Here is a 17,508-nt window from a genome sequence, read left to right on the forward strand (position 1 = left end):
AAAATTCCAATCATAAATTTTAACAAAAATTAATATAATGAAAAAATTAGGTCTAATACTATTACTTGCCTTAATTGTTACTAACTGCAAAGAAGAAATTCCTGTAGATTATGTTGTGCTATCAGGAAAAATTATTAATGCAAATAATATCGATAGTCTTAAGTTAAATAAAGGACGTTCTGTAATAAAAAAAATTAAATTAAATCAGAACGGTACTTTTAATGATACCTTAAAAATTCCAGATGGCTTATATAGTCTAGGGGCTATAAAATCTAGAGCACTTCTTCATTTAAACAAAGGAAACAATATCGTTATAAATTTTGATGATCAAGACGTCAAAAACACTTTAAACTTTAATGGTAAAGGGTTTGAAATTAGTGAGTACCTATTTACAAAAGAAAGTGTGAACTTTTCCAGTAAGATAAAGTATGGTGTAGAAGAGAACGTGTTTTTAGGAGCAATAAAAGCAAGAAAAATAACGATGTTACAAAACCTAAAAAAAGCCAAAAACTTACCTCAAAATTATTCCATAAGTGAAGAAAAAAATCTTCATTTTGAATATTTAGTGAGCCTTCTTAATTATTCGAAAGCGCGTAAAAATTATAGAAATATTACTTCTAAGCTCTCTGAAGGTTTTCTAAATGAATTAAATGAGATTATTTATACAGATGAATCTGACTATGGATTTTCAGAAGCTTATAAAATTTTGGCTAAAAAGTATTATAATGAAGAATCTCAAAGATTAGCTAAAGAAAAAAATATAGACCGGGAAATAGCATATCTTGAAACAATTGAAAAGGTAAAAAGCGAGGCTATTAAAGCAGATTTACTAAATGCTAGAGTAAGAGGCGGGTTAGTTCGCACAGATGATATAGAAGCTTATTATAAAAAATATCTAACACTTGAGACAGATTCTACGAAAATATATAAGATTACCGCAAGTTATAAATCACTATTAAAAACGAGTAAAGGTAGACCTTCACCTAAGTTTTTTAATTATATAAATAATGCAGGAGGAACAACCTCTTTAGATGATTTTAGAGGAAAATATGTATACATAGATATTTGGGGAACAGGTTGTAAGCCATGTATTGATGAAATACCTCATTTGGAAAAACTAGAAAAAGAGTATCATGGTAAAAATATCGAATTTGTTAGTATTGCTTTAGATAGCCATGAATACATAGATAAATGGAAGAAAATGATAAAAGATAAAAAGCTTGGAGGTGTACAACTCATCGCTGATAATGATTTTAAATCAAAATTTATTCGTGACTATGGAATTAGAGGCATTCCTGTTTTTATTTTACTAGATCCAGAGGGAAAAATTATTAGTGCAAACGCACCAAGACCTTCTTACCCTAGATTGAAAGAGTTGTTTAATAAGTATAGTATTTAGTAAAAAGAATTTAATGAAAAATTTATACATAATAGTCATACTTACATTAGTCTTTACAAGTTGCCAAACAAAGAAGGCTCCTGTAGATTATGTCATATTATCAGGAAAGATACTCAATGTAGATACTAGTCATAAAATGTCTTTATCACATGGCAGCTCTTTGAAAAAAGATATATCCTTTAATATGGATGGGACTTTTAAAGATACAATTAAAGTTGACAAAGGAAATTATGTGCTATCTACAGGAAAGTCTAAAGTGTATCTTGATCTAGAACAAGGAAACAACATTGTTATTAATTTTGATGATGATAATGTACATGAATCTTTAAAGCTAGGAGGAAAAGGTTTTGAAAAAAGTATTTATCAAAGAAAGCGAGCTATTTTAAAGCAAGGGTTTTACAATGAAGGAATTAGTGCTTATGATAAGGATGAATCCTCCTTTTTAAAAACGATGAAGTCTCATAGAGATAAAATGCTAGACAATTTAACCAAAACTAAAAATTTGCCTGAAGATTACATAGCAAAAGAAAAAAGAGAAATCGAATATCTATACTTAGACTTTGTACAAAAGTATGTTGGCAATCATATAATGACTGATAATAATTCATATAAGCCTTCGCAAAACATATTGAATGAGTTAAAAATGTTGTCTTTAGAGAATGAAGAGGATTTTTTAAAATCAAAGCAATATAGAGGTTTGCTTAAAGTGTACATGACAGTAAAATCGATAGAAATTGCTAAAGCAAATAACATAAGTCGTGAGTTTGCTTATTTAGAAGCAGCTAAAGATATTAAGAATAGTGCTATTAGAAACGGTTTAATTTTTGGAAGTGTTAAAATGGCGATGGGAAAAGTAGAAGATATGGACGCCTATTTTCAAAAGTATGTTATTGTAGCAGCAGACAGCACTTATGCGTCAAGGATGACAGAGGTCTATCAAAACTTACAGTCAACAGCAAAAGGAAATCCGTCTCCAAAATTTGTTAATTATAGAAATTATAATGGAGGAACAACCTCTCTAGAAGACTTTAAAGGCAAATACGTATTTATAGATGTTTGGGCAACTTGGTGTGGTCCTTGTATGAGGCAAATGCCTTACTTGAAAAAAATCGAAAAGAAATATCATAACAAAAATATTCTGTTTGTTAGTATTTCTGCTGATAAGGAAAGAGATTATAAAAAATGGAGAGAATTGGTTGCAAAAGAGAACCTGACAGGAATACAGCTTATTGCAGACAATGCTTTTGAATCTAGCTTTATAAATAAATACAACATCTCATCAATTCCTAGATTCATTTTATTAGACCCTAGTGGAAATATCATTGATAACGATGCACCAGACCCATCTGATCCAAAATTAGAAGCATTGTTTAAAAGTTTAAAAATTTAACTTGTTTAACGTAAATCTTGGATAAGAAAATTTATGTCAGTTCGAGTGAAATTCTGGAAGAATTTTGTATCGAGAAGCTTTTTTTGTCGAAAATTTATTTGCCTGCCTGTCGGCAGACAGGTTTTCGATACGATTTTTTATCTGGTTTTCCAGGGCATTATGCTATCATGAAAGGTGAATTTATTGTAGAGTAAATTAAAAAAACTTTCCGTCTGTAAACAAAAAGTCTGAGATTTAAAACCTCAGACTTTTTGTTTATAATTTAGTGCAATTTTTTTCAGTGAATAATACTGAACATTAATATTTAGATAAATAACTAAATTAGATGATTTAACTAGATGTAATTTATGAAAACCAAACTTTTAATAATTGCTGTTCTTTTTGGGTTTTACTTATCTGCTCAAGAACAAGTAGAACTTGACAATTTAAACGACTTTAAAGTACAGGCTGGAAATTGGCAAATTGTAGGCGATGTAAAGGTAAATAGGCATATTGATGTGCATCGTAAGCAAGAAGAAGAACGCGATTCAAAAAAGAAAAGGAGAAGAGGGAAGAAAAAAAGGAATGCTGTAGAGCCGTTTAAAGCAATTGAGTCAACTCCTGGGAATGGCATTCTTTTAAATATAAATGATAAAGAAAAAAATGATGCCCTAGTTACCAATTGGGAACATGGAGATTTACTATTGGAGTTAGAAGTATTACTTCCAAAAGGATCAAATTCTGGTATTTATTTTCAAGGCAGATATGAATTGCAGTTAAAAGATAGTTGGGGTGTTAAAAATCCCTTAGGTTCTGATATGGGTGGATTTCATAATAATTGGGAAACAGATGAAGATAAAATTTTTAGAGGCATTCCACCAACTAGTAATGCATCAAAAGCTCCTGGATTATGGCAAAAATATAAAGTACATTTTCAAGCACCACGTTTTAATGAGGCTGGTGAAAAAATTTCAAATGCCAAATTTATTTCAGTAGATTTAAATGGTGTTCGAATTCATAGTAATGTTGAGGTTTCAACATATACCGGCGGTCCAATTGAAAAGAACGAAGTAGCAAAAGGACCTTTGTTAATTCAAGGAAACCATGGGCCAGTTGCAATTAGGAATTTTAAATACCAATTACTAAAAGAATCTTCGGTATCACTAGCATCGCTTTCATACGTTACTTACAAAGGAGCTTTTAAAGGATTAGACGAATTAAATGATCGAGCTAAAGTATCGTCTGGTAAGGCTAATAATATTGATGTTCTTAGTACCGGCGAAGAAGATGAATATGGCATCATGTATATAGGGAATTTAAGTATTGGAGAGGAAGATACTTACACTATTAATGTTGGTTACACAGGAGGTGTTAAATTAATTGTTGATAACAAAAAAATTGTAGAAGATAATTCTTCGAGCGGACAAGGGTTATTAAAAGGAGATATGAAATTAACAAAAGGAGAACATAAGTTTCTTCTAATCAATATTAAATCTGCTGGTTGGAGAGCGCCACGGTTAGGACTATCAATTAAGAGTAAATCGACAAATTCGAAAGATTTTCATACCTACGATTCTTACCCTCCAAACATAAACACGGTATCTCCAATTTTTGTTCAACCAGATTCTAAACCACGCTTGTTAAGAGCTTTTGTGAGTTTTAATGGAGATGGAAAACGCCTATCGCACACCATAGGTGTAGGCACACCTGAAGGCGTAAACTATGTTTACGATTTAGGAGCAGGAAACCTTGTTGGAGTTTGGCGTGGCGATTTTGTTGATGCAACACCCATGTGGCATAGTAGAGGGGATGGATCGTTTAAACCAAAAGGAGCTGTACAATGGACTTTTTTAAACCAGCCTATAGCTCAACTTTCAAGTTTGAATGAAGCTTTTCCAGATACAGGAATAGCTCCGGATTTCGTTCCTAAAGGTTATACAATTGATAAAGCTTCTGAGTTACCAGTGTTTAAATATCGATATAAAGATGTTGATATTGAAAATAGGATAACATTAGATAGCAACAATAATTATGTTGTCAATGATATTCAATTTTCAAAATCTGGATTAACAAACTGGTTTTGCAAATTAGCTTCTGGCAAAGTGAAAAAAATGACTGACGGCTCTTATCTTGTAGAAGAGCAGCAATATTATGTAAAGGTATTAACGGGTCAGACACCAGTAGTACGAGAAGTTAATGGAGAAACAGAATTGATAATTCCTGTTGATGGTAGTAAAATTAAATATGAAATAATTTGGTAGACATGATGAACAAAATAATTCATAATAAAGTTAATAATAGTATTAAAATCGTAATCATACTGGTTGTTATTGGTTTTACTCAAATTATAATCGCTCAAAATACTCCTAAAGAGGAAGATTATTATCGTATAACTAAAGTGCCTACTCCCGAAGGTATTAAAGTTGAAGGTGGAGGCGTATTGTCGCTTCCTGATGGAAGTATAGCCGTTTGTACCAGACGTGGCGATGTTTGGATTATTGAAAACCCAACCATGGGTAATGGCACCCCATCTAAATTTATAAAGTTTGCTTCAGGGCTGCACGAACCATTAGGGTTAGCCTATCGAGATGGGGCATTATATACAGCTCAGCGAGGAGAGCTTACTAAGCTTGTAGATACAGATGGAGATAGAATTGCTGATGTTTATCAAACCATTTATGCATGGCCATTATCAACACACTATCACGAATATTCTTTTGGGCCCGTTTTAGCTCCAGATGATGCATTTTTTGTAACTGCCAATGTCGCTTTTGGAAGTGAAGAATGGTGGCGAGGAGAAAGTCGTGTGCCATGGCGAGGATGGACGATGAAAATTTATGAAGACGGACGTATGGAACCTTGGGCAACAGGAATGCGTTCTCCTGCTGGTTATGGCCTTATTGATGGAGAATTGTTCTATACTGATAACCAAGGAGATTGGGTTGGTTCTGGAGGGTTATGGCATTTGCCTAAAGGAGTGGTTACTGCACACCCTGCTGGACTTAAATGGAGTGGACATAAAGATTCTCCTATAAAACTTACTGAAGCGGAATTTTATGCTAAAATAGATATGCGTCAAGTTAAAAAAAATGGACGCTACGTAAAGCCTGAAAATATTATTGATGAGGAAGATCCAGATTTTGTTTATGAAGCAAAAGAATCTTTTCCAGAAATGCAATTGCCAGCTGTAGTTTTACCACATGGAATTTTAGGAATCTCAAATTCGGAAGTGAAAGTAGATAAAACTGAAGGTAAATTTGGACCATTCAGCGGACAAGTATTAATAGGTGATATGGGGCAGAGTAAAATAATGCGTGTGGTTCTTGAAAAAGTAAAAGGAGAATATCAAGGCGTTGCTTTCGATTTTAGATCGGGCTTTCAGTCTGGTGTGATGCGTATGGATTTTGACAAAAGCGGAAACCTTTTTGTTGGGGAAACCAATAGAGGTTGGGGATCGGCTGGAACTACAAATTCTGGTTTAGAATACCTTACATGGACAGGTCGCGTTCCTTTTGAAATGAAAACAGTAAAATCGATGCCTGATGGTTTTGAGATAGAGTTCACAAAGCCTGTTGATAAAAGTTCTGCTGAAGATTTGGATTCTTACAAAGGCAAAAGTTATATATATAAATATCATGCTGCTTATGGTAGCCCACAAGCAAATTTGGAAACTATTAATTTAAAAGGTGTTAAAGTTAGTGAAGATGGTTACAAGGTTCGTATTGTAACAGATAATTTAAGACCATTTTATGTGCACGAAATGACCTTGCCAGGTGTTAAGGAAAAAGAATCTGGTCAGTTAACTTTACACCCAACATTTTACTATACATTAAATAATATAGCAGAAGGTGACAGGCTAGAATTATCTCAGCTTTCAACAAAACGATCATCTAGTATTAAAAAGAAAGTGGTTAAAAAACCTAGAGTTAGCAAAACTGCAGCAACCAAAAAAAGGAAAACTGTTTTAACTGATGCGCAAGTACAACCTCTTTTAACTAATAATACCTGTGTGGCATGTCACCATAAGGAAAAAAGACTCGTCGGGCCTTCTTTTAAATTAATTGCAAAACGTAATTATACTGATGAGGAAATGGTGAAACTTATTTATAATCCACAGCCTAAAAACTGGCCAGAGTACGCAACACCTATGGCACCAATGCCTCAGGTTCCAAAGGTAGAGGCTCTTAAAATAGCAGCTTGGATTAATTCTTTGAAGTGATGGTTTAAAAATAGGGTCTTCACTAGATTTCAAAATTTTTACACGTAACTAATATTTTTCAATAAAAAAGGGTGTCAATTTTAATTGACACCCTTTTTTGATTTATAATAACGACTAGCGTTTATAATTCAATAATATCCAATTCATATTTGCGATATATTGTTCTTTATCGGTCTCATTTTTAAATACAAGGTATAGTGAAGCCTTATCAGTTTTTGGATTTACAGGTATTTTATAATACTTCATGAGGCCTTTATCTTTGTTGAAATACTTTAAGTGGGTTTTACCAATAAGATTTCCGTTAGGCGATCCTTCTCTAATTTCAACATCACCTTCATAAGCATAGTTGCCTGCAAAAAACGCAGATAGTTTTATACTTTCTAAACCGTTTAAAGGTAGCGTGTCAAATTTTAAATATGAATTATGAACAATAGAACCTACGAGGTTTTGTCCATCAGCACTCCAACTTCCAAGGCCATTACTTTTCTCAATAGCATCTTCAGCTTCAATTTTAGGTGTTTTAAAAATAATTTGCTCCCTAGTAGATAGCTTAGATTCTGGTTGGTCTTCGTTGCCATTGTCTAAATAAGAAGCCATTAAGACATACATGCCTTCATTTTTACTCCCTATATGTTTATCAAATGTTATAGAGCCCTTTATTGGCAATTGCTTTTTTGCAGGAGTGTTATCTGGCTTTAGTGATAATATGTATTTAATCATTTTTTCAACTTCACCCTGGTTTAATTGTGGGTGAGCAGACATCATAGTTTCTCCCCATACACCAGTACCTCCTTTTATAACTTTACTGATTAAATAACCAGCATCATCGGATGTGTATTTTTCTGCAATCTCGATATAACTAGGTCCATTTACCTTTTCTTTTTCGGCATGACAGGCTTTGCAATCGCTTCCATCTATAAGTTTTCTGCCTTCTGGGACTGTGTTTTGCTGATGCCCTAAAGTGGCCTTTATTAAATCGTTTCCTTCAGGAATATAATCTAAAGTGACTTTTATTTTATTGGTATCAATAGAACCATCTGTAGTGCTACCATCTTGTTTATCTGTTACAGTTACCGTGTAGTTTACTTTTTTATAATCCCAAAAGGATGTGTTTTCAGGGTCTATTTGGATGGTTAGTTCTGGCGGGTCGTTACCTACCAAAAGCTTAGTTTCCGTAGTATTCGTTTCTCCTTTTTGATCAGTCACTGTTAAACTTACAGTATAAGTCCCGGATTCATTAAAGGTAAATGAAGGGTTTACTTCTGTTGATTGTACTTCATCATTAGTAAAAGACCACTTGTAAGTTAGCTTATCGTTATCATAATCTAAGGATTCTGATGCTGAGAACTGAACAGTCAATGGTGTTGAACCAACCTCTTTATCGTTAATGATTTTTGCTATGGGTTTTCTGTTTCCTTTTATATAAGATATTCGGTTTAAGCGGGCATCTAAGTTTTGAGAATTCCATTTTTGACCATATTCTAAAACATACAAAGTACCATCCTTCCCAAAAATCATGTCCATAGGATGCGAGAATTCGGTATTGGGCATAAACGGTTCTGCTTTTTTATAATTATGATTCTCATCAAGTGTAACTACATAAACCCAATCTCTCATCCATTCATATACAATAAGTTTTCCTTCAAAATATTTAGGAAAACTATTGTCTTTTGCATTGGGATGATTTGAAGCATGAAAAATTGGTCCTGCCATTGGGTTTACACCACCAACTCCCAGCCACGAAAATTCTTCTGATTTATCATAAGAATACCAGATTAATGATTCTTGTGCGTCAGGCAGTTCTTTTAAACCTGTATTGTTTGGGGAATCATTGACTAAATTATTGGGATCAAATTTTGCTCCCGATTCTTGAGTTATAAAATTATAATCGTTATATACTTGATTATTTCCTCTAGTATATGGCCAGCCCCAAAACCCTGCTTTTCTTGCTTGGTCAAACTCACCCATGCCTTTGGGCCCTCTGTTTGGATTTTCTGTTCCTGCATCTGGACCAACATCGCCCCAATAGAGATATCCTGTTTCACTATCAATAGACGGTCTAAAAGGATTTCTACAACCCATGACGTAAATTTCAGGTTTGGTGTTTGGTGTGCCTTCAGGAAACAAATTTCCCTTAGGAATAGAGTAGGTGCCATCTTTTTCAGGCTTAATTCTTAATATCTTTCCTCTTAAATCATTTGTATTTGCAGCTGATTTTTGGGCATCCCATAATGCGCGTTCTGGGCGCTCATCAATAGGAGTATAGCCAGAGGATTCAAAAGGGTTTGTGTTATCCCCTGAAGTAATGAATAAGTTTCCATCTGGACCAAATTCTAAGGCGCCACCACTATGACAGCATTCCCTTATAGTAGGAATTTTGAGGAGTATTTTTTCAGAATCAAGAATTAATGTTTTGTCAATCAGATCAAAGCGAGATACATATTGCAATGGTTCATCTCCAGGAGCTGAATAAAACAAATAAATCCAATGATTCCTTTTGTAGTTTGGGTCTACTGCTAAACCAAGTAATCCATCCTCATTTCCATAAAACAAATCTATCTGAGCAATGGTTTCGGTCTGTTCTGTTTTAAAATCAAATAATTTTAATGCACCACGGCGCTCAATAAATAAAATACCTTCTTCAGGTAATTCATCCAACTCCATAGGCTCATTAAGGTTAAGATCTAAAACTTGTTTAACAAAACGATTTTCTGGTGGTACACGATCTGATGTTGCTTTTCTATAATCTAAATTATTTTTACCAATAGCATATATAATACCTCCTAATAAATGATTTAAAAATAAAGGATTTGTATATGTATCATTGGTATGTCCCATTTCTGTGTAAAAAGCACGACCTCCATCAAAATTATGATACCAAGAGATTGGATGGTTTTCTCCATTAGTTCCACCTTCATAAGTGGTTTCGTCTATAGTAATTAGTACGTTAATATCTGGATTGATGTTTTTAAAATTGTACCACTCATCTTTTTTTACCCAAGTATCTTCAAGGTTCATGGTTGATTTGTGGTTTTTATCTACCACATTAAGTGTTGCCTCTTGTATTCTTGGATGCCCTTCAAAATAAGCACCTACAAGTTTGTTGTACCAAGGCCATTCATATTCGGTGTCGGTAGCAGCATGTATGCCTACAAAGCCACCGCCTGCTTGTATATAGCGTTCAAAATCGGCTTGCTGTTCGTAATTTAAAATATTGCCTGTTGTATTTAAGAAAACTACTGCAGAAAACTGTTTTAATGAATCTTCTACAAAATAAGTAGAGTCTTCAGTAGCAACGACTTTAAAATCATTTTCTTCACCTAGTTTTATTAATGCATTTATTCCAGTTTCTATAGAACCATGTCTGAACCCCTCAGTTTTACTAAAAACAAGTATTCTTTTCTCCTTTCTACTACATGATCCCAACATAATAGTTACGATTAGAATCAAAAGGGGTTTTATTAATTTAGGTTTCATTTTAAAAAAATTAAGTTTAATTAAATACTTGTTGTTATATGTAGCTGTTTATTAATTGCTCTAATAATTCTTGTTTGCCGCTTTTCAATTCTGGTTCCCCATGCTTTGAAGCTAGCATATTTAGGTCTAGCAAACTGAGTTTGCCTTGTTCAAAATCTTTACCTGGTCCAGAGTTAAACGAATCATATCTTTTTTTCTTCATATCTAGATATACAGAATCAGAGAGTATTTTTTCTGCAGTTACAAGGGCTCTTGCAAATGTATCCATACCACTAATATGTGCGATAAATAAATCTTCCATGTCTGTAGAATTTCGTCTTGTTTTAGCATCGAAATTAATACCACCGTGCTCAAATCCATTGTTTTGCAATATTATCATCATCGCTTCTGTAACTTCATATATATTGGTAGGAAACTCATCAGTATCCCAACCATTTTGATAATCGCCTTTATTAGCATCAATACTTCCTAACATATTAGCATCAGATGCCACCTGCAGTTCATGTGCAAAAGAATGTCCTGCTAATGTTGCATGGTTAACTTCTAAGTTTAATTTAAAGTCATTATTCAAATCATATTTATTAAGAAAGCCTAGTACGGTAGCTGCATCAAAATCATATTGATGTTTGGTAGGTTCCATGGGTTTGGGTTCAATAAAAAATGTGCCTTTAAAACCTTGAATTCTGGCATAATCTCTTGATTTGGTTAAGAACATAGCTAAGTGTTCTATTTCTTTTTTCATGTTGGTATTAAGCAACGACATATAACCTTCTCTGCCTCCCCAAAATACATAGCCAGAACCTCCGAGTGCTATAGTGGCATCAATAGCGTTTTTGACTTGTACCGAAGCCTTAGTTAATACATTGAAATCTGGATTTGTTGCAGCACCATTCATGTATCGAGGATTAGAAAATACATTTGCCGTACCCCAAAGCAATTTAATACCATATTCTGCTTGCTTGTTTTGGGCATAGGGTACTATTTTGTGTAAACGCTTTTCAATTTCAAAAACACTTCCATCGCCTACTAAATCAGTGTCATGAAAGCAATAATAAGGAATGCTAAGTTTATCAATAAATTCAAAAGCAGCATCCATTTTATGTTTTGCAACGGTTAAAGGGTCATTATTAGTTGTATCCCAAGGAAATATTTTTGTTCCTGGACCAAAAGGATCTCCTCCTTCGCCACAGAAGGTATGCCAATAAGAAACAGCAAACTTTAAATGGGCTTTCATTGTTTTGCCATTAATGACTTGGTTTTCATCATACCATTTGAAAGAAAGAGGATTTTTAGAATGTCTTCCTTCAAATTTAATTTTATTAATTTTTGGAAAATATGCGCTCACTTTGATATGTTTTTTTGGTTATAGATTATTTTATTTTTTTGTAATTCTTTTTCCCAATTTTGATAGGCATCTTTTAATTTAGATTGCATTTTCTTATTTGGTTGAATTGTTTCTAATTTTTGAAAACGGCTAAAAGCTTCGTCTGAAGATTTATAAATCCCAGCACCAATACCACTACCTATAGCTGCGCCAATGGCACCATCTGTATCATATATCTCTATTTGTGCTCCAGATAGAGTAGCCAAAGTTTCTTTAAAAATGCTACTTTGAAACATATTACTATTTCCTGCTTTAATAACATCTAATTTTAATCCCATGGATTTCATTATGTTAATTCCATATTGAAAAGAAAAGACAATACCTTCTTGCGCTGCGCGTAATAAATGAGCTTTTTTGTGTATGTTAAAATTAAGATGTTTCCATGTGCAACCAATATTTGCATCTTCTAAAATTCGTTCTGCACCATTCCCAAAAGGAAACACTTGCAACCCATTTGATCCTATATCCACAGTTGTTGCTAATTCATTCATTTCAGAATAACTTAATCCGTTGGTTATATTTTTCCGAAGCCACGCATTTAATATTCCTGTGCCATTAATGCAGGCTAATACGCCATATCGTGGTTGCTCAACCTTATGATTAACATGAGCAAATACATTAACACGTGATTGTAAATCGGGTTTTATATCGTCAACAACTCCATAAATAACACCAGAGGTCCCTGCAGTTGCCGCAATTTCACCAGGCTTCAATACATTTAAAGATAAGGCGTTGTTAGGTTGATCTCCAGACTTGTAAGAAACAGGAATATCAACGGGAAGTCCTAATTGATTTGCAACTTCGTTAGTAATTGTTCCATGCGAACTAAAAGTATCATGAATTTCTGGAATTAATGTGTCTTCTAGACCATAATGGCTTAAAAGTGTCTGCGAGATTTTATCTTCTTTAAAATTCCAAAAAACACCTTCAGATAAGCCACTTACAGTAGTAGTGATTTTATCTGTTAATTTCATAGCAATAAAATCACCTGGAAGCATTATTTTATATATGCGTTCAAAAATTTCAGACTCATTATCTTTAACCCATTTTAGTTTTGATGCGGTAAAATTACCTGGAGAATTTAAAAGATTTTCTAAGCAATAATTATGTCCTAAAGTATTAAAAGCTTCTTTACCAATTTCTGATGCACGACTATCACACCAAATAATTGATGGTCTAAGAGCTTGTTTGTTTTTATCGACTAAAACGAGACCATGCATTTGATAAGAAATTCCTATAGCAGTTATAAGCGACTTATCAATTTGTACATCTTCTATTAATTTAGGAACTATTGATTTTACATAGTTCCACCAAAGTTCTGGATCTTGTTCAGCCCAACCATTGTGATGAGCAATAATATTCATTTCGTCTTTAGGTTCGAAATTTTGCGCAATTACGACACCGTCTGAAGCTTGTAATAAGCTTGCTTTGATAGATGAAGAACCAATATCTAATCCCAGTAAATACATAGCTAAATTAGTTTGCTTTTTTTGTTGAATCTCGATGTTTTAAACGTGTTGCAATGACTTTAGTTTCATAAGGTTTTTCCGAGGTTTTGTTTTCAATTCTATCGATTAATAATTCTGCCGCCATTTTCCCCATATTATAGCCATGTTGAATAACAGCTGTTATAGAAGGCGATGAGTATTCAGAAATTAAACCATTTACAAAACTTATTAATGAAATATCTTTGGGTATTTTTAAACCCTTTTTTAAGGCCAATTTTATAGCAACGGCTGCGAAATCTTCTTTAACAGCAAAAATGGCATCTGGGAGCGGGTTTAAATTATAGACCTTTTCAATTTGTTTAAAAAGATCTTTTTCTTCATCGACTTCAAAAAGTAATGAATTATTTTCTTTGATGCCAAACTCGTCTAGTGCCATGCAATAACCCATTCTGCGTTCTTTTCCAATATTGATATAAGGTTTAAAGTTAATTAGAGCAATACGTTTACAGCCAGATTTAATTAACGTTTTTGTGGCATTATAAGCCCCACCTACATCATCAGCTTTTACCATATCACAGGCTATAAAATCTTCAGTTCTATCAAATAAAACCATAGGTAATTGATTGTTTTTTATGTTAAATAGGTGGTCGTAATTTCCCTTTTTTTGTGTGCCCGAAGAAATAGAAATTAATAACCCATCTACACTGCCTGAAGTTAGAAGTTTTATGTTCTTTACTTCTTCTATATAGGATTCATTAGACAAACAAATCATTACTTGATAGCCTCGTTTTTTTGTCATATAATCAATGCCTTTAATAACTGTTGTAAAGAAATGATTTGTTATTTCTGGAATAACAACCCCAATAACTTTAGAAACATTTTTACGCAGATTTATGGCGCGTGCATCGGGTTGGTAGTTAAGTAATTTAGAAAAAGCTTGTATTTTTTCTCGAGTTTCTTTGCTTATTCTCGGATTGTCTTTTAATGCTTTTGAAACCGTAGAAACAGAAACACCAAGCTCTTCAGCGATGCTTTTCATAGTTGTTTTCGGTTTCATGTTTAAGCTTATTTTAAGTTATTTCTTTTACCTTAATCTTGATAATAACATTCGAGATAAAACAAGGTCTACAAATCTAATTTAAAAACTTGTGCAAAAACAGAGGCGATCTACTGAAAAGTGGCTGTAAATCAAAAAGTTATTAACGGGAAAACGATTTCGCACGAGTCGTTTTTAAATATTAAAGCCTGAAAAGGTAAAAACTCAACAGGCTTTTTAAGATTTTATAGATGCTTATTTTATCTAATATATATACTAAAAGCTATAATTTAATTTTAATAAGGCTCTTCTACGCAAAACAGGAAAAACCACAAAACTAGTATCTGGATTGGCTGCTATAAAATCTGGTGTAGCTCCATTTGCATTAGCACCAAAACTATTAGCACCAAAAAAGTTGGCTAACCCTTCTGAATTAAAAAGATTTGTTACCAATAGGTCTGCTGATAATTGTTTGGTTATTTGGTACCCGGCACCAACGTTAAAGATACTATAAGCGGGAAGCTTAAAACCATTAGAAACGTTGCCATCGCGTTTGCCCATAAATTGCCACTTAATAAATGCTGAAATTTTATCTTTTTGATATTCATTACTAAGATTAAACATTAACTTAGGGTTAAATGGTAATATATTTCCTGAATAATCTATAATACTGTCATCACTTGTATCAACCGAACCTGCTGCATCATAAACTTTCCATTCAGTGGCTTTTGGATTTTGAATGATTCCGTTAAAACGAAGGATGAAATTTTGAACCGGCGAATAAACACTTTCCCACTCTAAGCCTATAGTTCTTGAAGTGTTAAACTGTATTGGGGTATAAAAAATACTATTATCACTAGAATCAAATTCAAAATTTGCAATACCAATATCTTTAAGCTGACTCCAAAATAGTGTACTTGTAAAAGAGAAGTTTTTAAGATTATACTTAACACCTATTTCTGCCTGATTTATTTTTTGTATTTCTCCTTTTTTGTTAATGGGTACATTAGAGAAGTTATTGAAATAATAATTTAATTCTGGAGCCTTATTTCCTTGAGAAAACCTAGCAAATAAAGCGCCATCATCATCAATTTTATAATTAATACCTCCTGAAAAAGATAAGTAGCTATAATTGTAATTGAAATTATCTTTTTCACCTGTTGGAGCTAAAATGCCATTATCATAAGCTGTATTATTATTCCCATCTAAACCTCCATCTTGTGTAAACGGAGCAAAACGATCTTTACTGCCTTTATGCTTAATGGTCTCGTAACGTAATCCTAAATCTAAATGAATAGCATCAGAAACTTTCCATCTATCATTAATAAAAGTTGATATTTGACTTACTTTCGCTCTGGAATTTACAAAAAATAAGCCACCATAATTACTAATACCATTGGAGTCGGATAGTTGAATTACTGGATCTCCTGGATTCTCAAGTGTTACTTGAAGTAGCCTTGGGTTAGGCTCGTATGTTACAAAAGCAAAACTCCCTTGAGTGAATAAAGATGTATCAGAAAACCCTAAAGCAAAACCTGTTGTAATATTATGGTTTTCTAATTTTTTTTGTAATGTAAATTGATTCATCAATTCATCTGCTTTGTTTTCTTTGTACCAAGCAGAAGTTCCCATAATGGCATCATTGGGTAATGCATTACTAGTTAAATATTCTATAGGTTGTCCTGCTAAAATTCCTGCGTTGTTAAGACGTGCAAGCTCTATGCCTGATTGTGCATCTTTAAAAACAACCTGACCAATTGGGAAACCAGCGCCACTAATAAAATAGGCTAGTGGGTTATTTAAAGAAACAAATGCATTGCTTATTGAAGTTTGCCAATTGGCATCTTTAGTAGAGAATTTTATGTTATTTTTTAATAACCAATTATTACCTAAATCTTGATATATATCAAACCCGAAGGCTAAATCTTTTGCGTGAACTCCTTGTGAAGGATCAAAGCTGTTTGATGCGCCTTGAGTGAGGTTTCTCCCATCAGGAATATTAGCATTAAAACTAGGCATTAATAGCGAGGTTGACCCGAAATCTTGCCCAAAAGCAGGAGTAGGGTTGTTCCAGTTTACAGCAGCAACACCAGTATATCTATTTGTTTTATCGTTTAATACTTTACCATAAAATTTCAGATACCCATTAGCATTCTTTTTTATGACATTAAATTTGAATTGACCGCCTTTACTGAATGGGAAATCTGTATTTCGAGCACCATCATCATGCCTATAATGTCCACCTGCATTAAAAAACCAATTATTGCCTAAAGGACCACCAATATTAGCGTCTATTTTGTGTAGAGAATTTCCTTCTCCTTGAAAACCGTTTGTTAATTGAATGTCACCACCAAATTCGTTTCTAATACCTTTCGATATAAAATTATAGATACCTCCAGGCGCATTGAGTGCTGTAATAGAAGAGCTTCCACCTCTTAGTGCTTCTACTTTTTGTGTGGTTAAATCTAAACGATGAAAAAGATCTGGACTATAATATGAATGTTGAACGAGACTAACAGGAAGTCCATCTTCTTGAAGAGACACATAATACCAACCCGTATCATCTTCAGCAGAAGCTGAAATACCTCGTGTATATACTTTTGTATAAACTTCGCCAGCAGATGCATCTGTAAATGTGCCAGGAATGTTTTGAAGTAAGCTAGCAGTTCCTTGCGGATAATTTTGTTGAATTGATTTTGAATTTAGGATACTTACAGAGGTGCTAGATTCTAATTGCATTCTAGAATCAAAAGTGCCTGTAACTACTATGGTTTGTAAGCTTAGCAAATCATCTTCTAAAACAAAAGAAAGTGTTATGTCTTTTCCTTTTAATTCAATAGTTTGCTCAATTGTTTTGTACCCTAAATGTGATATTGTTATTTTATAGTTGTTAGAGGTGATATTTTCAATTTTAAAAAATCCCTCAGTGTTAGTTGTACTTTGATAATTTGAAGAGCTTAAAATTATATTTGCACCTTCTAAAGCATTGCCATGTCTATCTTTTACTTCTCCGCTAATATTATTTTGAGAAAAAACAGAATTACAAAACATGCTTGTTATTGTAAGCATAAAACGTATTATAATTTTATTCATATTTTAATTTGAAAAACAGATTTTAAGTTTTTATTTTTCTTTGAAAAACAGTAAGGCTTGAATCATAAAAAAAATAGAGATAA

9 protein-coding genes are annotated in these 17,508 nt (G+C 33.2%); 4 read left to right on the top strand and 5 right to left on the bottom strand.

Features of this window, described 5'->3' with window-relative positions; all coding sequences use genetic code 11:
- The first annotated feature begins 37 nt into the window (after positions 1-37).
- From Q4Q47_RS11400 to Q4Q47_RS11415, 4 genes are all read left to right on the top strand, one after another.
- Positions 38-1,399: a TlpA family protein disulfide reductase gene (locus Q4Q47_RS11400; protein WP_303306781.1), complete on the top strand. Its 1,362-nt coding sequence runs from the start codon at positions 38-40 to the stop codon at positions 1,397-1,399.
- Positions 1,400-1,412: 13 nt separating this feature from the next.
- The gene (locus tag Q4Q47_RS11405) at positions 1,413-2,789 is read left to right on the top strand and encodes a TlpA family protein disulfide reductase (RefSeq protein ID WP_303306782.1); all 1,377 of its coding nucleotides are present in this window, start codon (positions 1,413-1,415) and stop codon (positions 2,787-2,789) included.
- Between the two features lie 347 nt (positions 2,790-3,136).
- Positions 3,137-5,029: a 3-keto-disaccharide hydrolase gene (locus tag Q4Q47_RS11410; RefSeq protein ID WP_303306783.1), complete on the top strand. Its 1,893-nt coding sequence runs from the start codon at positions 3,137-3,139 to the stop codon at positions 5,027-5,029.
- Positions 5,030-5,031: 2 nt separating this feature from the next.
- On the top strand, positions 5,032-6,987 hold the full coding sequence (locus Q4Q47_RS11415; protein WP_303306784.1) for an auracyanin family protein: 1,956 nt from the start codon (positions 5,032-5,034) through the stop codon (positions 6,985-6,987).
- Positions 6,988-7,101: 114 nt separating this feature from the next.
- Here Q4Q47_RS11415 and Q4Q47_RS11420 read toward each other — a convergent pair whose 3' ends face one another.
- From Q4Q47_RS11420 to Q4Q47_RS11440, 5 genes are all read right to left on the bottom strand, one after another.
- Positions 7,102-10,464, bottom strand: a complete 3,363-nt coding sequence (locus Q4Q47_RS11420) for a ThuA domain-containing protein (protein WP_303306785.1) — start codon at positions 10,462-10,464, stop codon at positions 7,102-7,104.
- Between the two features lie 34 nt (positions 10,465-10,498).
- Positions 10,499-11,809 carry a xylose isomerase gene (gene xylA / locus Q4Q47_RS11425; protein ID WP_303306786.1) on the bottom strand — a complete coding sequence of 437 codons (1,311 nt, stop codon included), beginning with the start codon at positions 11,807-11,809 and terminating at the stop codon, positions 10,499-10,501.
- Positions 11,806-13,317 (bottom strand): xylulokinase, encoded by a 1,512-nt coding sequence (locus Q4Q47_RS11430; protein WP_303306787.1) that lies wholly within the window; start codon positions 13,315-13,317, stop codon positions 11,806-11,808. The genes xylA and Q4Q47_RS11430 overlap by 4 nt, the downstream gene beginning before the upstream one ends.
- A 7-nt stretch (positions 13,318-13,324) precedes the next feature.
- A complete protein-coding gene (locus Q4Q47_RS11435) occupies positions 13,325-14,353 on the bottom strand; it encodes a LacI family DNA-binding transcriptional regulator (protein ID WP_303306788.1) in 1,029 nt (342 codons plus the stop codon).
- A 255-nt stretch (positions 14,354-14,608) separates the two neighbouring features.
- Positions 14,609-17,425, bottom strand: a complete 2,817-nt coding sequence (locus Q4Q47_RS11440) for a TonB-dependent receptor (RefSeq protein ID WP_303306789.1) — start codon at positions 17,423-17,425, stop codon at positions 14,609-14,611.
- Between the last annotated feature and the right edge of the window lie 83 nt (positions 17,426-17,508).

It is taken from the genome of Flavivirga spongiicola (assembly GCF_030540825.1).
Taxonomy (GTDB): Bacteria; Bacteroidota; Bacteroidia; order Flavobacteriales; family Flavobacteriaceae; genus Flavivirga; species Flavivirga spongiicola.

What these genes read in the sequence shown, in the direction of transcription:
- Q4Q47_RS11400 (WP_303306781.1), top strand. Translation starts at nt 38, where the DNA reads ATGAAAAAATTAGGTCTAATACTATTACTTGCCTTAATTGTTACTAAC.
- Q4Q47_RS11405 (WP_303306782.1), top strand. Translation starts at nt 1,413, where the DNA reads ATGAAAAATTTATACATAATAGTCATACTTACATTAGTCTTTACAAGT.
- Q4Q47_RS11410 (WP_303306783.1), top strand. Translation starts at nt 3,137, where the DNA reads ATGAAAACCAAACTTTTAATAATTGCTGTTCTTTTTGGGTTTTACTTA.
- Q4Q47_RS11415 (WP_303306784.1), top strand. Translation starts at nt 5,032, where the DNA reads ATGATGAACAAAATAATTCATAATAAAGTTAATAATAGTATTAAAATC.
- Q4Q47_RS11420 (WP_303306785.1), bottom strand. Translation starts at nt 10,464, where the DNA reads ATGAAACCTAAATTAATAAAACCCCTTTTGATTCTAATCGTAACTATT.
- Q4Q47_RS11430 (WP_303306787.1), bottom strand. Translation starts at nt 13,317, where the DNA reads ATGTATTTACTGGGATTAGATATTGGTTCTTCATCTATCAAAGCAAGC.
- Q4Q47_RS11435 (WP_303306788.1), bottom strand. Translation starts at nt 14,353, where the DNA reads ATGAAACCGAAAACAACTATGAAAAGCATCGCTGAAGAGCTTGGTGTT.
- Q4Q47_RS11440 (WP_303306789.1), bottom strand. Translation starts at nt 17,425, where the DNA reads ATGAATAAAATTATAATACGTTTTATGCTTACAATAACAAGCATGTTT.